The 12815-nt window shown below is 69.8% G+C and carries 18 protein-coding genes; 12 read left to right on the forward strand and 6 right to left on the reverse strand.

The window, feature by feature from the left end; all coding sequences use genetic code 11:
• Window positions 1–19: 19 nt before the first annotated feature.
• Window positions 20–406 (reverse strand): DUF488 domain-containing protein, encoded by a 387-nt coding sequence (locus VF522_RS23625; protein WP_330910788.1) that lies wholly within the window; start codon window positions 404–406, stop codon window positions 20–22.
• 37 nt (window positions 407–443) lie between these two features.
• Between VF522_RS23625 and VF522_RS23630 the strand changes: the two genes are divergently transcribed.
• Window positions 444–710, forward strand: coding sequence for a YciI family protein (locus VF522_RS23630; RefSeq protein WP_330910789.1), 267 nt, complete (start codon window positions 444–446; stop codon window positions 708–710).
• 39 nt (window positions 711–749) lie between these two features.
• The gene (locus VF522_RS23635; protein ID WP_330910804.1) at window positions 750–1742 is read left to right on the forward strand and encodes an LLM class flavin-dependent oxidoreductase; all 993 of its coding nucleotides are present in this window, start codon (window positions 750–752) and stop codon (window positions 1740–1742) included.
• Between the two features lie 90 nt (window positions 1743–1832).
• Here VF522_RS23635 and VF522_RS23640 read toward each other — a convergent pair whose 3' ends face one another.
• The gene (locus VF522_RS23640) at window positions 1833–2237 is read right to left on the reverse strand and encodes a response regulator (protein WP_330910790.1); all 405 of its coding nucleotides are present in this window, start codon (window positions 2235–2237) and stop codon (window positions 1833–1835) included.
• 76 nt (window positions 2238–2313) lie between these two features.
• Between VF522_RS23640 and VF522_RS23645 the strand changes: the two genes are divergently transcribed.
• From VF522_RS23645 to VF522_RS23670, 6 genes are all read left to right on the forward strand, one after another.
• Entirely contained in the window at window positions 2314–3336 is a 1023-nt protein-coding gene (locus VF522_RS23645) for a methionine synthase (RefSeq protein WP_330910791.1), read from the forward strand.
• Window positions 3337–3479: 143 nt separating this feature from the next.
• Window positions 3480–3743: a hypothetical protein gene (locus VF522_RS23650; RefSeq protein WP_330910792.1), complete on the forward strand. Its 264-nt coding sequence runs from the start codon at window positions 3480–3482 to the stop codon at window positions 3741–3743.
• The gene (locus VF522_RS23655; RefSeq protein ID WP_330910793.1) at window positions 3740–4132 is read left to right on the forward strand and encodes a hypothetical protein; all 393 of its coding nucleotides are present in this window, start codon (window positions 3740–3742) and stop codon (window positions 4130–4132) included. The genes VF522_RS23650 and VF522_RS23655 overlap by 4 nt, the downstream gene beginning before the upstream one ends.
• A gap of 129 nt (window positions 4133–4261) precedes the next feature.
• The gene (gene egtB, locus VF522_RS23660) at window positions 4262–5521 is read left to right on the forward strand and encodes an ergothioneine biosynthesis protein EgtB (protein ID WP_330910794.1); all 1260 of its coding nucleotides are present in this window, start codon (window positions 4262–4264) and stop codon (window positions 5519–5521) included.
• Window positions 5518–6438, forward strand: a complete 921-nt coding sequence (egtD, locus tag VF522_RS23665) for an L-histidine N(alpha)-methyltransferase (RefSeq protein ID WP_330910795.1) — start codon at window positions 5518–5520, stop codon at window positions 6436–6438. Before egtB ends, egtD begins: the two co-directional genes overlap by 4 nt.
• 10 nt (window positions 6439–6448) lie before the next feature.
• Window positions 6449–6730, forward strand: coding sequence for a DUF427 domain-containing protein (locus VF522_RS23670; RefSeq protein WP_330910796.1), 282 nt, complete (start codon window positions 6449–6451; stop codon window positions 6728–6730).
• 94 nt (window positions 6731–6824) lie between these two features.
• Here the strand turns inward: VF522_RS23670 and VF522_RS23675 are convergent, their stop codons facing one another.
• Window positions 6825–7295 (reverse strand): hemerythrin domain-containing protein, encoded by a 471-nt coding sequence (locus tag VF522_RS23675; protein ID WP_330910797.1) that lies wholly within the window; start codon window positions 7293–7295, stop codon window positions 6825–6827.
• 96 nt (window positions 7296–7391) lie between these two features.
• Here VF522_RS23675 and VF522_RS23680 point away from each other — a divergent pair, with 96 nt between their 5' ends.
• Entirely contained in the window at window positions 7392–8120 is a 729-nt protein-coding gene (locus VF522_RS23680; RefSeq protein WP_330910798.1) for a 2OG-Fe dioxygenase family protein, read from the forward strand.
• Between the two features lie 119 nt (window positions 8121–8239).
• Here the strand turns inward: VF522_RS23680 and VF522_RS23685 are convergent, their stop codons facing one another.
• From VF522_RS23685 to VF522_RS23695, 3 genes are all read right to left on the reverse strand, one after another.
• Window positions 8240–8995 carry an SDR family NAD(P)-dependent oxidoreductase gene (locus VF522_RS23685; protein WP_330910799.1) on the reverse strand — a complete coding sequence of 252 codons (756 nt, stop codon included), beginning with the start codon at window positions 8993–8995 and terminating at the stop codon, window positions 8240–8242.
• 19 nt (window positions 8996–9014) lie between these two features.
• Window positions 9015–9584 (reverse strand): protocatechuate 3,4-dioxygenase, encoded by a 570-nt coding sequence (locus tag VF522_RS23690; RefSeq protein WP_330910805.1) that lies wholly within the window; start codon window positions 9582–9584, stop codon window positions 9015–9017.
• Window positions 9585–9680: 96 nt separating this feature from the next.
• Window positions 9681–10319 (reverse strand): RluA family pseudouridine synthase, encoded by a 639-nt coding sequence (locus VF522_RS23695; protein WP_330910800.1) that lies wholly within the window; start codon window positions 10317–10319, stop codon window positions 9681–9683.
• Here VF522_RS23695 and VF522_RS23700 point away from each other — a divergent pair.
• From VF522_RS23700 to VF522_RS23710, 3 genes are all read left to right on the forward strand, one after another.
• On the forward strand, window positions 10318–10689 hold the full coding sequence (locus VF522_RS23700; protein ID WP_330910801.1) for a DMT family protein: 372 nt from the start codon (window positions 10318–10320) through the stop codon (window positions 10687–10689). The two genes, VF522_RS23695 and VF522_RS23700, sit on opposite strands and share 2 nt — an antisense overlap.
• A gap of 61 nt (window positions 10690–10750) precedes the next feature.
• Window positions 10751–11398 carry a DUF47 domain-containing protein gene (locus VF522_RS23705; RefSeq protein WP_330910802.1) on the forward strand — a complete coding sequence of 216 codons (648 nt, stop codon included), beginning with the start codon at window positions 10751–10753 and terminating at the stop codon, window positions 11396–11398.
• Window positions 11399–11407: 9 nt separating this feature from the next.
• A complete protein-coding gene (locus tag VF522_RS23710) occupies window positions 11408–12418 on the forward strand; it encodes an inorganic phosphate transporter (protein WP_330910803.1) in 1011 nt (336 codons plus the stop codon).
• Window positions 12419–12815: the final 397 nt, after the last annotated feature.

The following is a 12815-nucleotide window of genomic DNA, read 5'->3' on the forward strand; positions in this document are numbered from 1 at the left end:
TGGGGTGCAACCCCAGCGCTCACGCGACGTCCGCGCCGCGCTCGGAGAGCAATTCGCGCAGCACCGAGCGGTGGCAGCGCGCCTCGTTCTCGCAATAGCAGCCGACGGCCAGCGACGTCTGGTGCGACAGCGCCGCCAGCATGTCCAGCAGGTGGCTCGCGTCGGGCTGCTTCATCTCGGCGCGGTACTTGCGCGTGAATGCGGCCCAGGCCTTGTCGTCCTCCGCGGCCAGGGCCTCGGCCACCAGCTCCGCGCTGGGCGCGAGGTTGGGCAGCCAGACGTCGTAGAAATCGCGTTTGGCGAAGTCCTCCTTCGGCACGCCGCGCGGCGGGCGGCGCACGGTGCCCAGGCGCAGGCCCTCGCCCGAGGCGCGCGGGCTGCCTAATCGAACCACCCGAATGGACATGCTTGCAGCCTAGCAGGCAAGGGGTATCCTGTCCCGCATGAAAGTCCTGATGTTCTACGAGCTGGCCGAGGACGGCATGTCCAGGGTGCCGGCGAACATGGCCGGCCACCAGGCGCGGCTGCGGGAGTTCCACGGGCGCGGCGTGCTGCTGATGGCGGGGCCCTACGGCGCGCCGCCGGTGGGGTCGCTGGGCGTGTTCACCTCGCGCGCGGCGGCCGAGGAGTTCGCCCGTGACGACCCCTTCATGCTCAATGGCGTGGTGGGCAAGTGCACCTATCACGAATGGAATGAGGGGCTGGCCTGAGCAAGCCTTCGCATGCCGCGTGAGAATCGCGGGATGGCCTTGAAACTCTCCGTCCTCGACCAGTCGGTCGGCTGCGCCGGCCGCCCGCAGGACGAGTCGATCCGCAACACCGTCGCCCTCGCCGGGCACTGCGAGGCGCTCGGCTACGAGCGCTTCTGGCTGAGCGAGCATCACAGCCTGCCCACCATCGTGGGCACCGCGCCCGAGGTGCTGATGGCGGCGATCGCGGCGCGCACCTCGCGCATCCGCATCGGCAGCGCCGGCGTGATGCTCCCGCACTACTCCACCTTCAAGGTTGCCGAGCAGTTCCGCGTGCTCGATGCGCTGGCCCCGGGGCGCATCGACCTTGGCGTGGGTCGCGCGCCGGGCAGCGACCAGCGCACGGCGATGCTGCTCAATCCCGACCCGCGCGCTTCCGAGATGTTCCCGCAGCAGGTGCGCGAGCTGCAGGCCTGGATCAGCGGGGCGGAGATGCCCGAGGGCCACGCCGGGCGCGGCGTCCAGGCGCTGCCGCGCAGTGCCACCGTGCCGCAGCTGTGGATGCTGGGCAGCTCCAGCTACGGTGCGCAGCTCGCGGGGCATTTCGGGCTGCCGTATGCCTTCGCGCACTTCATCACCGACGGCGAAGGCTGCGCGGAAGGACTGGAGCTGTACCGGCGCACCTTCCGCCCCGGCCTGATCGCCCAGCCGCACGCGGCCATCTGCGTGTGGGCGCTGGCCGCGGACACCGAGGACGAGGCCTGGCGCCTGTTCGCCACACGCGAGCGCGCCCGCATCGACCGCCAGACCGGCCGCATGGGTCCGCTGCTGCCGCCGGAGCAGGCGGTGCGTCCCTACAGCGAGGCCGAGGAGGCCTACCGGCGCCGGCTGCGTTCGCAGGCCATGGTGGGGACCGGCGAACAGGTCGTCGGCAAGCTGCGCGCGCTCGCGGACGAACTCGGGATCGAGGAAGTGGCGGTGATCACCTGGACCTGGGACCCGCAGGCGCAGCGGCGGTCGTACGAACTGCTGGCCAAGGCGGCCGGCATGTGAAGTGAACGGTGGGCAAGCGGAGCTTGCCCACCCTACGGAGCATTGGAGGGCTGTAGGGTGGGCAAGCTCGCTTGCCCCCCATGCGGCACCTCAATCTTCCTCGAGCCCCAAGGCGCCCGAGATGACCCCATGCAACTCCTGCGTGGTCGCGCTCTTCGACACCGTCGGATAGTCGCCGAAGACGCCTTCGAGGTCGGGCATGTCCTCCGCGTCCACCAGCGCCGTGAGGTAGATCAGCGGGATCCCCTCGGTGGCCGGATCCTGCGACAGCGCGAAGGCGACGTCGTCGCCCTGCATGCCGGGCATGTTGATGTCGCACAGGATCACGTCGGGGCGGTCCTCGCGGGCGCGGACCACCGCGTCGGCCGGGTCGCTCAGGCCCACCACCCGGAAATCCTTGCCCAGGCGGCCGGCGATCGCCCAGGCCACCGCTTCGTCGTCGTCGATCACGAGGACGCAGGGCTTGGCTTTCTCAGGGTCTGGCAGGTTGCGCATGGACGCGTCGGCAACGTATGGTGGGCGGGCCCTCATCATAGGTAGACCGAAGAGCCAACACGAGGAGATAGTTCGCATGTTTTCCACAACGATCGCGGGAAGCCTCCCGAAACCCGGCTGGCTGGCCGAAACCCGGAAGCTCTGGCCGCAATGGCGCGAGCAGGGCGACGCCCTGAAGCGGGCCAAGGCCGACGCTACGCTGCTGTGGATCAAGCAGCAGGAGGACGCGGGCCTGGACATCGTCACCGACGGCGAGCAGTCGCGGCAGCACTTCGTGCACGGCTTCCTCGAGCAGGTCGAGGGCATCGACTTCGAGCACAAGGTCGAGATGGGCATCCGCGACGACCGCTACAAGGCCATGGTGCCGCAGGTGGTCGGGCCGCTGCGGCTGAAGGGCCGCGTGCACGCCTTCGAGGCGCAGCTCGCCCGCGCCCACACGACGCGCCGGCTGAAGTTCACCATGCCCGGGCCGATGACCATCGTCGACACCGTCGCCGACCGGCACTACGGCGATCGCCAGAAGCTCGCCTTCGCCTTCGCCGAGCTGCTCAACCAGGAAGCGCTCGCCCTGCAGGCCGACGGCGTGGACATCATCCAGTTCGACGAACCCGCCTTCAACGTGTACATGAAGGATGCCGCGGACTGGGGCGTGCGCGCCCTCGAACGCGCCGCGCAGGGCCTGAACTGCACCACGGCCGTCCACATCTGCTACGGCTACGGCATCCAGGCCAACAACGACTGGAAGAGGACGCTGGGCGAGGAGTGGCGGCAGTACGAACTGGTGTTCCCCGCGCTGGCCAGGAGCCGCATCGACCAGGTCAGCCTGGAGTGCTACCACTCGCACGTGCCGCCGGACCTCATGGCCTTGCTGAAGGGCAAGGACGTGATGGTCGGCGTCATCGACGTGGCGAGCGACCAGGTGGAAACGCCGGAGCAGGTGGCCGACACCATCGGCCGCGCGCTGCAGTTCGTGGCGCGCGAGCGCCTGTTCCCCTGCACCAACTGCGGCATGGCCCCCATGGACCGCGACATCGCCATGCGCAAGCTGCAAGCGCTCGCCCAGGGCGCTGAAATCGCGCGCCGGCGTTACGGCGGCTAGCTTCCCAGCCCGGCCGGAGAGCGTCTTGTCAGCCGTGTCCGACACGGCGCAAGGAAATTCCCTCTCCGGTACTTCCCGTCCGCCTACATGGGGCTTCCTGCCCGGTTGGTTAGAAACACAACCGTATCCCCTCGGAGCCCCACATGAACACGAGTGCACGCTCTTTCCGGCTGGTGTCCGGCCTCGCCGTCGCCGCAGTGAGCATCGCCTCACTCGGCGCGGTGGCAACCACATGGGTGGCCCGCAGCATGGGGGAAGCGCCCGACGACGCGGCGGCCCTGGTGGACGTGCGTCCCGCCGCCGATGCCGCGGTGCACGTGGTGAAGGCACCCGCCGACCTCGGCATGCCGGTGCTGGGCACGCGCGAATGCGCGGGCTGGCGCGCCACTTCGGGGAGCGACCTGTGAGGCCGCCGCTGCGCAAGGCGCTGGCCGGCACCGCACTGGGCCTGGTCGCCGCGGCCAGCGCCGCGCAGGGCCAGGCGGACTACCGCAACGTCACCACCGGCGGGGCGCTGCGCCCCGGCGTGTACGGCCGCATCGTCGTGAAGGGGCAGGTGCCGCCGCCGGTGATCTATGCGCAGCCGGTGATCGTGAGCGAGGCGCTGGTGCCGGCGAACGCCACGCCGGTCTACCTCTACGTGCCTCCCGGGCAGGTGCGCAAGTGGAAGCAGCATTGCGCGCAATGGTCCGCGTGCGAGCAGCCGGTGCTGTTCGTGCGCGTGACCGACAGCCCGAGCCGCTGGGGCAAGTGGCGCCACCTGCGCGAGCAGGTCGCGCTGCAGGATCGCGACTGAGCGCGCGCCGCAACCCGGCCCTTTCCGCATGCCCGCTTTACTCCCCTGTGCTGTAATGAATCGGCAGGGGACGCCGAACCATGCGCGCAGCCCGACCGTGCTGCGGCCTGAACCAGGAGCCACGGACGCATGTCCTTGAACCCATCGCCTGCCGCGCCGCAGGCGGAGGCCGGCGCGAGCCGGACCGCGCTGTACGACCGCTTCACCGCCGTGCGCGCACGCAGCCTCGCGCTGGCGGCGGACCTGTCGCCCGAGGACCAGTGCGTCCAGTCCATGCCCGAGGCCAGCCCGACCAAGTGGCACCTCGCGCACACCAGCTGGTTCTTCGAGCAGGTGGTGCTCACGCCGCACGTGCCGGGCTACGGCGCTTTCGAGCCGCGCTGGAACCACCTGTTCAACTCCTATTACGAGTCGCTCGGCACGCGCCACCCGCGGCCGCAGCGCGGCCTGCTCACGCGGCCGCTGCTGGCGTCGGTGCATCGCTACCGCGCCCACGTGGATGCCGCGGTGGATGGCCTGATCAACACGGCCGACGGTCCCACCTGGGCCGCCGTGCAGCCGTTGGTCGAGCTCGGCCTGCAGCACGAGGAGCAGCACCAGGAGCTGATGCTCACGGACCTGCTCCATGCCTTCTCCTGCAACCCGCTGCTGCCCGCCTATCGCTCGCCGGAGCCGCCGGCGCTGCGCCTGGCCGAGGCCACCCCGGCGGTGCAATGGATCACGGGACCCGGCGGGCCGGTGCGCATGGGCCACGCCGGGGAGGACTTCGCCTTCGACAACGAAGCGCCGCGGCATACCGTGTGGCTGCAGCCCTACCGCATCGCCGACCGGCTGGCGACCTGCGGCGAGTTCGCCGAGTTCGTGGGGGATGGCGGCTATCGCACGCCTTCGCTGTGGCTGTCCGACGGCTGGGCCGCGGTGCAGTCGCAGGAGTGGCGGGCGCCGCCGTACTGGATCGCGCCCGACGATCCGCGCGCGCCGTCGTCGCAATGGCAGGTGTTCGGCCTCGACGGCGTGCGGCCGCTCGACGGCTCCGCGCCCGTGAGCCACGTGAGCTACTACGAGGCGGCCGCCTTCGCGGAATGGGCGGGCGCGCGGCTGCCCACCGAGTTCGAATGGGAAGCGGCGAGCGGCCTGCCGGGCATGACGCAGCTCACCGGCCACGCGTGGCAGTGGACCCGCTCCTCTTACGATCCCTATCCCGGATACCGCCCGTGGCCCGGCGCCATCGGCGAGTACAACGGCAAGTTCATGGTGGGACAGGTGGTGCTGCGCGGCGGCAGCCTGGCGACGCCGCCCGGGCACGCCCGGCCCACCTACCGCAATTTTTTCCCGCCGGCCGCGCGCTGGCAGTTCAGCGGGCTGCGATTGGCCAAGGATGGTTCATGACGAGCGATTTCGGGCGCGACCTGGTGGCGGCGCTGTCTGCGCAGCCGCGCAGCATTTCACCCAAGTACTTCTATGACGCAGAGGGCTCGCGCCTGTTCGACCGCATCTGCGAATTGCCGGAGTACTACCCGACGCGCACCGAGATCGGCATCCTGGAGCGCAGCGTCGCCGAGATGGCGGCGCTGGCCGGGCCGCAGGCCGAGATCGTGGAGTTCGGCGCCGGGTCGCTGCGCAAGGTGCGCCTGCTGCTGCAGGCGTTCGAGGCGCCGGCGCGCTACCTGCCGATCGACATCTCGGGCGAGCACCTGCGCGACGCCGCGGCGATCCTGCGGCGCGAGTTCACCGGGCTCGACGTGCAGCCGCTGGTGGCCGACTACACGCAGGCGATGGAGCTGCCGGCGGCGGCGGGGCCCGGGCGGCGCATCGGCTTCTTTCCCGGCTCCACCATCGGCAACTTCACCCCGGAAGAAGCGCTGCACTTCCTGCAAGGCGCGGCGCGCATGCTGCGCGGCGGCGCGCTGGTGCTGGGCGCCGACCTGGTGAAGGATCCGCATGTGCTGCACGCCGCCTACAACGACGCGCAGGGCGTCACGGCCGCCTTCAACCTGAACCTGCTGGTGCGCGCCAACCGCGAGCTCGGCGCCAACTTCCAGCCGGCGCGCTTCGCGCACTACGCCTTCTACAACGCGCCGCTGCAGCGCATCGAGATGCACCTGGTGAGCCGCGAGCGGCAGGACGTGACGCTGGCCGGCGAGCGCTTCACCTTCGAGGAGGGCGAGGCGCTGCACACCGAGAACTCGTACAAGTTCACGATCGAGGGCCTGCGTGCGCTGGCCGTTCGTGCGGGCTTCCGCCCCGGGCCGGTGTGGACCGACCCCGCGCGGCTCTTCAGCGTGCACTGGCTGCACGCGCCCTGAAGGAGACGGCATGAAGGCAACGTGGAACGGCGTGGTCCTCGCCGAGAGCGACGATACGGTGGTGGTGGAAGGCAACCACTACTTCCCCGAGGGCGCGTTGAAGCGCGAGTACGTCACCTTCAGCAACCACCACACCACCTGCCCGTGGAAGGGCGAGGCGAGCTACTACTCGCTGCTGGTCAACGGCGAGCTGAATCCGGAGGCCGTCTGGTACTACGCCGATCCGAAGCCGGAGGCGGAGATGGTGAAGGGGCGGGTGGCGTTCTGGAAGGGCGTGGCGATCACCTCGTGACTTCGTGGATTTCGTAGGGTGGGCAAGCCCGCTTGCCCACCGTTCCGCGGTGGATCGATGGTGGGCAAGCAAGCTTGCCCACCCTACCCAGCCCTCAGGAGCAGCTCGCTCCGCCGCAACCGCTGATCTCCTCCAGCGGCAGTGCGTCCGGGTGCCGCACTTCGCCGGTTGCCGCGTCGTACCCGACGCCGCGCAGGTGCAGGGCCAGCGCCGCATCCATGGTCTGCGCGTGCTGCGGGAACCAGGCTGCCAGCTCCCGGATCATCTGCCGGATCGGCGCGAGCTCGCCCTGCCTTGCCATCGCCGCGCCTTCGCGCAGCACCTGCAGCACCACCTTGTGCTGCGTGGCGTGGCAGTTGCCGGCGGCGAAGCCGGTGGCCAGCATCCACTCCTCCTCGCGGCCGAAATGGTCGTCGGTGTGGGCGATGAGTTCGTTCCACAGCACGGGCAGCTGCGCGTCCGTACTCCCTTCGCAGCGCGCGAGCAGATCGACGAACTCCTTGTGCGTGTCGTCCATGAAGGACAGGCCGAGGACGAGGCCTTCGGACCAGGGCAGGGCAGGCATGGGAACTCCTTTGCGCGCAGCTTAGGGTCCGCATCCGCGCAGGGGTTTGATGCAGGTCAGGGAATGGCTCCACCGTCCCGGCGTTAAGCTCGCGCCATGCTCCTGAGTCCCGCCTACACCTATCCCGACCAGCTCGCCACCCAGTTGCGCCAGCAGGGCTACGCCGTGCTCAGCCCGCGCGGCGTGTGCGAGCTGGCGGGCTGCACGCCGCAGGACCTGCAGGCGCTGCTGCCCTCGTGGGACGACCTGCCGCCGGACAACTACCTGAAGGACGGCGGCCGCTACCGCCGCCGGCGCCATTCCTGCTTCATCGCGCAGGACGGCCGGCTCGCGCAGGCGCCGCACCGCGCCCACTGGCAGCCGGTGGAATACAACGCGCTGCACGGCGGCATGCAGCGCTGGTTCGAGCCGATGCAGCCGCAGGTGGTCGCGCAGGCGGCGTGGACGCGCGTGCTGCAGGCGATGGCGAAGGCGGCGAGCGGGCTGCGCGGGCCGCAGCCCTGGTCCATCGAAGCGCACCAGTTCCGCATTGACACCGAAGGCGGCATCGGCCGGCCGACGCCGGAAGGCGCGCATCGCGACGGCGTCGACCTCGTCGCGGTGTTCCTGGTCTCGCGCGAGAACATCAAGGGCGGTGAAACGCGCGTGTTCCAGGCGGATGCGCCGGCGGGCCAGCGGTTCACGCTGACGGAGCCGTGGAGCCTGCTGCTGCTGGATGACGAACGCGTGATCCACGAGACGACGCCGATCCAGCCGGTGGAGGGCAGGGGGCATCGGGACACGCTGGTGCTGACGCTGCGCGCGGGCGGGTTCCAGGGGGATTGACCCGCGTGATGCTGGGGTTGCACCCCAGCCTGCGAGGTACCCGCGTTTGTAGGCTGGGGTGCAACCCCAGCTTCGCGCATCGCTGGGGTTGCACCCCAGCCTACGGGGAGCCGGCCTGCCTAGTCACGAACGTCGGCGACCGGATGGCTCCCGAAATCCCCTCGCGCCAGAAACCCCAACACCCGCCTCGCCGCCTCCTCCGGCGACGTCAGCATCCCCTTGTCCTTCAGGCCGACGAAACTGCCCTTGTCGGGAAAGCGCGCCGCATCGGCGCCGCGCAATTGCACCTGCATGTCGGTGTCGATCACGCCCGGCGCCAGCGAGCAGATGCGCGCGCCGTTCGGCTGCGCTTCCTGTTCGAGCGCGACGCAGCGCGTGAAGTGGTCCATGCCGGCCTTGGCGGCGCAGTAGGCGGCCTGCGAGGCCATCGCGCGGCGGCCGAGGCCCGAGGAGATGTTCAGCACCTTGCGCGAAGCCTGCCAGCCGGCCGTGCCGCGCAGGAAGGCGCCGGTGAGCAGCATCGGCGCTTCGAGGTCGACCCGCATGGCCTCCGCCAGCTGCAGCATCGGGATGTCGTCCAGCGGCGCGATGCGCGGGATCAGCCCCGCGTTGTTGATCAGCGTGACCGAGGCGACGTCCTGGGTGTCGTATCCCTTCAACCAGGTCTCCAGCCGCGCCGCGGCGCTGTCGGCGCGCGCCAGGTCCTGCGGCCACTGTTCGAGCCGGCGGCCGGCCTGCGCGGCGCGTTCGGCGAGCCCGTCGCTGGTCTTGCGCGAGAGCGTGAGCAGGTCGTGGCCGGCCTGCAGCAGCTGCACGGCCATCGCGTAGCCCATGCCGCGCGAGGCGCCGGTGAGGATGGTGAGATGTCGGGTCATCCCGCCATCGTACGGGAGGCTACGCCTGCACGACGATGGGGAAGTTCGCCTGCAGCCCGTCGCTGCCGGCGACGAAGGGCACCGTGACCAGCGGGCGGTCGCTGCCCAGGCGGCGCCAGAGGAAATCGCGTTCGTTGTCCGGGTCGCCTTCCACATAGAGCTGCGTGGTCAGCAGCTCGCGGCGATCCAGCTTCACCTTCACGTGGATGTGCGGCGTGCGGCCGCTGTACGCCACCGGCCGGATCGTGCGGAAGCGGTAGCGGCCGTCGCTGCCCACCGTCACGCGGCCGAAACCCTGGAAGTCCGGATCGGCGCGGCCGCCGTCGCCGGGATGGTGGTAGTGCCCGGCCTCGTCGCATTGCCAGATCTCCACCTGCGCGCCCGCCACCGGCCGGCCTTGCAGGTCGGCGACCACGCCTTCCACCCACGCCGGCTGGCCGCGCCGGTACTGGCGCGTGCCGTTGCGCAGCAGGTCGGCGTCGCTGTCCTGCGGCAGGGCGACGGGATAGAACGGCCCTTCGGTCTGCGCCGGCGTGAGCCGCCGCGCGGCGGCCGGTTGCGCGCGCGCGCCGGTCCAGCAGAAAGGCATCGCGACGAGCGCGGCGGCGACGGTGCGGCGATGGAGCGGGGCCATGGCGTTCTCCGGGGGATGCGGGTCAGAGCCGCGGCGGGCGAGGCGAGTTCCTCAGAACGGCGCGGCGCTGTCGAAGGCGAGCGCCTCGCCCGTCGCGGGGTGCTCGAAGCGCAGCGCGCAGGCATGCAGCAGCAGGCGCGGCGCGCGATCGCGCACCGCCGGTGGCGCATACAGCGCATCGCCCAGGATCGGATGGCCGATCGCCAGCAGGTGCACGCGCAACTGGTGCGTGCGGCCGGTGACCGGCTCCAGCGCGAGACGGGTCGTGTCGCCTTCCACCGCCAGCACGCGCCAGCGCGTGGTGCTGGGCCGGCCGTGTTCGCGATCGACCTTCTGCAGCGGCCGGTTCGGCCAGTCGGCGGCGAGCGGCAGGTCGATGTCGCCCTCGCTGCCCACCTCGCCCAGCTGGCCCGGGACGACGGCCTCGTAGCGCTTGTCCACCATGCGTTCGGCGAAGGCGCGACTCAGCACGCGCTGCATGTGGAGGCCGCGGCCCATGAGGAACAGGCCGGAGGTCGCCATGTCCAGGCGGTGCACCACCAGCGCGTCCGGCCAGAGCTTCTGCGCCCGCGCCGACAGGCAGTCCTGCTTCTCCTCGCCGCGCCCCGGCACGGCCAGCAGGCCGGCCGGCTTGTCCAGGACGACGAGGTGCTCATCCACGTAGACGAGGCCTTCGGATAATGCCGGCATGGCTGCGTTCTCTTCCTTCCTTCCGTTGTCGATCCAGACGGTGCTGCTGCTGCTAGCGTCCAACGTGTTCATGACCTTCGCCTGGTACGGGCACCTGCGCAACCTGGCCACCGCGCCCTGGTACGCCGCGGCGCTCCTGAGTTGGGGCATCGCGCTGTTCGAATACCTGCTGCAGGTGCCGGCCAACCGCATCGGCTTCCAGCAGGCCGGCTTCACCGTCGGCCAGCTCAAGATCATGCAGGAAGTGATCACCCTCTCCGTCTTCCTCCCGTTCGCCGTGTTCTTCTTGAAGGAGCCGCTGAAACTGGACTACCTGTGGGCCGCCCTGTGCATGGTCGGCGCCGTCTATTTCATATTCCGCAACGGGTGAGGGGACCCGGCGGGTAAACTCGCGCACGGTTACAAGACAGACAACTCACCGCCTCCCTCCCATGCTCTTCAAGAAACTGCTCCCGAAAGAAGGCAACTTCTTCGACATGTTCAACCAGCACGCCGAGCGCATGGTGGAGGGCGCGCACGCCTTCTCCAAACTGGTGGCGAACTACAACGACCAGCGCCTGCGCGAGCAGTACAACGGCGAGGTCGACCAGGCCGAACGCGCCGCCGACAAGGTGACGCACGAGGTCAACCGCCTGATCCACTCGACCTTCATCACGCCGATCGACCGCGAGCAGATCCACTCGCTGATCAACACGATGGACGACGTGGCCGACCTGATCCAGGACTCGGCCGAGACCATGGCGCTGTACGACGTGCGGCACATGACCGAGGAGATCACCCGCCTCACCGACCTCAGCGTGCGCTGCTGCGAGCGCGTGCGGGAGGCCGTGGGCTTCCTGGGCAAGCTGTCCGACCAGAACTGCGCGGCCGCGGCGCTGAAAAGCTGCGAGGAGATCGACAAGATCGAGTCGGAGGCCGACCGCGTGATGCGCTCCGCCATGAGCAAGCTGTTCCGCGAGGAGCCGGACGTGCGCGAGGTGATCAAGCTCAAGGCGATCTACGAGCTGCTGGAGACCATCACGGACAAGTGCGAAGACGTCGCCAATGCCGTCGAAGGCATCGTCCTCGAGAACTCCTGAGGACCCGGGATGGATGCCACGCAAACGGCCCTCTGGGTCGTGATCCTGCTGGTCGTCGTCGCGCTGCTGTTCGACTTCATGAACGGCTTCCACGACGCGGCCAACTCCATCGCCACGGTGGTCTCCACCGGCGTGCTGAAACCGGCGCAGGCCGTCGTGTTCGCGGCCTTCTTCAACTTCGTCGCCGTCTTCATCTTCCACCTGAGCGTGGCGGCGACGGTGGGCAAGGGCATCGTCGAACCGGGCGTGGTGAACACGCACGTGGTGTTCGGCGCGCTGGTCGGCGCCATCACCTGGAACGTGATCACCTGGTGGTACGGCATCCCCAGCAGCTCCTCGCATGCGCTGATCGGCGGCATCGTCGGCGCCGTGATCGCGAAATCGGGCGCCGGCGCGCTGATCGCGGGCGGCATCTGGAAGACGGTGATCTTCATCTTCGTCTCGCCGGTGCTGGGCTTCATCCTCGGCTCGCTGATGATGGTGATCGTGTCCAACGTCTTCCGCGGGACCCGGCCATCGCGCGTGGACAAGTGGTTCCGCCGGCTGCAGCTGCTCTCGGCCGGCGCCTACAGCCTCGGCCACGGCGGCAACGACGCGCAGAAGACGGTGGGCATCATCTGGATGCTGCTGATCGCCACCGGCTACGTCGCGGCCGGCGAGAAGTCGCCGCCCGGCTGGGTGGTGATCTGCTGCTACATCGCGATCGCGCTGGGCACCATGTTCGGCGGCTGGCGCATCGTGAAGACCATGGGCCAGAAGATCACCAAGCTCAAGCCGGTGGGCGGCTTCTGCGCCGAAACCGGCGGCGCGCTGACGCTGTTCATCGCGACGGGGCTGGGGATTCCGGTCTCGACGACGCACACCATCACCGGCGCGATCGTCGGGGTGGGTTCCACGCATCGCATGAGCGCGGTGCGCTGGGGCGTGGCGGGCAACATCGTGTGGGCGTGGATCTTCACGATCCCGGCGAGCGCGTTCGTGGCGGCGATCGCGTATTGGGTGTCGCTGCAGATCTTCTAGCCTCGTCATCCCCGCGCAGGCGGGGACCCAGGGCATTTTTGAAGCGGCGCTGTTGCGCCGCTTTTTTTCCGCTTTTTCGCCTCGCGCCGGCTGCCAGCCCCCGTGCGGGCGGGGCCGGAGTCGCGCTGGCATGGCGTCCTTCAGCGCCTTGCGGCGCTTCGGCAAACCTGCGAGGACCGGGCAGGCGGCCCCCGCGGCCGAACTCGCTGCGTGTTTGCCCGCGCGCGGCCAAACACTCCGCTCAGACACCGGTACCGCGAGAATGAAACGTACGCGTGGCTCGATACGCGCTACGCGCTCTCGTAGCCGCGCTGGTCCGCCTGCCCGGTCCTCGCAGGCGCCATGCCTTCATGCGCGACCCCGGCCCCGCCCGCACGGGGGCTGGCAGCAGGGCAGG

Source organism: Ramlibacter sp. (assembly GCF_036383835.1).
In the GTDB taxonomy this organism is placed as follows: Bacteria; Pseudomonadota; Gammaproteobacteria; order Burkholderiales; family Burkholderiaceae_C; genus Ramlibacter.

Coding starts and splice junctions, on each gene's coding strand:
- VF522_RS23625 (WP_330910788.1), bottom strand. CDS start 406: ATGTCCATTCGGGTGGTTCGATTAGGCAGCCCGCGCGCCTCGGGCGAG.
- VF522_RS23630 (WP_330910789.1), top strand. CDS start 444: ATGAAAGTCCTGATGTTCTACGAGCTGGCCGAGGACGGCATGTCCAGG.
- VF522_RS23640 (WP_330910790.1), bottom strand. CDS start 2,237: ATGCGCAACCTGCCAGACCCTGAGAAAGCCAAGCCCTGCGTCCTCGTG.
- VF522_RS23645 (WP_330910791.1), top strand. CDS start 2,314: ATGTTTTCCACAACGATCGCGGGAAGCCTCCCGAAACCCGGCTGGCTG.
- VF522_RS23650 (WP_330910792.1), top strand. CDS start 3,480: ATGAACACGAGTGCACGCTCTTTCCGGCTGGTGTCCGGCCTCGCCGTC.
- egtB (WP_330910794.1), top strand. CDS start 4,262: ATGTCCTTGAACCCATCGCCTGCCGCGCCGCAGGCGGAGGCCGGCGCG.
- egtD (WP_330910795.1), top strand. CDS start 5,518: ATGACGAGCGATTTCGGGCGCGACCTGGTGGCGGCGCTGTCTGCGCAG.
- VF522_RS23670 (WP_330910796.1), top strand. CDS start 6,449: ATGAAGGCAACGTGGAACGGCGTGGTCCTCGCCGAGAGCGACGATACG.
- VF522_RS23675 (WP_330910797.1), bottom strand. CDS start 7,295: ATGCCTGCCCTGCCCTGGTCCGAAGGCCTCGTCCTCGGCCTGTCCTTC.
- VF522_RS23680 (WP_330910798.1), top strand. CDS start 7,392: ATGCTCCTGAGTCCCGCCTACACCTATCCCGACCAGCTCGCCACCCAG.
- VF522_RS23685 (WP_330910799.1), bottom strand. CDS start 8,995: ATGACCCGACATCTCACCATCCTCACCGGCGCCTCGCGCGGCATGGGC.
- VF522_RS23690 (WP_330910805.1), bottom strand. CDS start 9,584: ATGCCTTTCTGCTGGACCGGCGCGCGCGCGCAACCGGCCGCCGCGCGG.
- VF522_RS23700 (WP_330910801.1), top strand. CDS start 10,318: ATGGCTGCGTTCTCTTCCTTCCTTCCGTTGTCGATCCAGACGGTGCTG.
- VF522_RS23695 (WP_330910800.1), bottom strand. CDS start 10,319: ATGCCGGCATTATCCGAAGGCCTCGTCTACGTGGATGAGCACCTCGTC.
- VF522_RS23705 (WP_330910802.1), top strand. CDS start 10,751: ATGCTCTTCAAGAAACTGCTCCCGAAAGAAGGCAACTTCTTCGACATG.
- VF522_RS23710 (WP_330910803.1), top strand. CDS start 11,408: ATGGATGCCACGCAAACGGCCCTCTGGGTCGTGATCCTGCTGGTCGTC.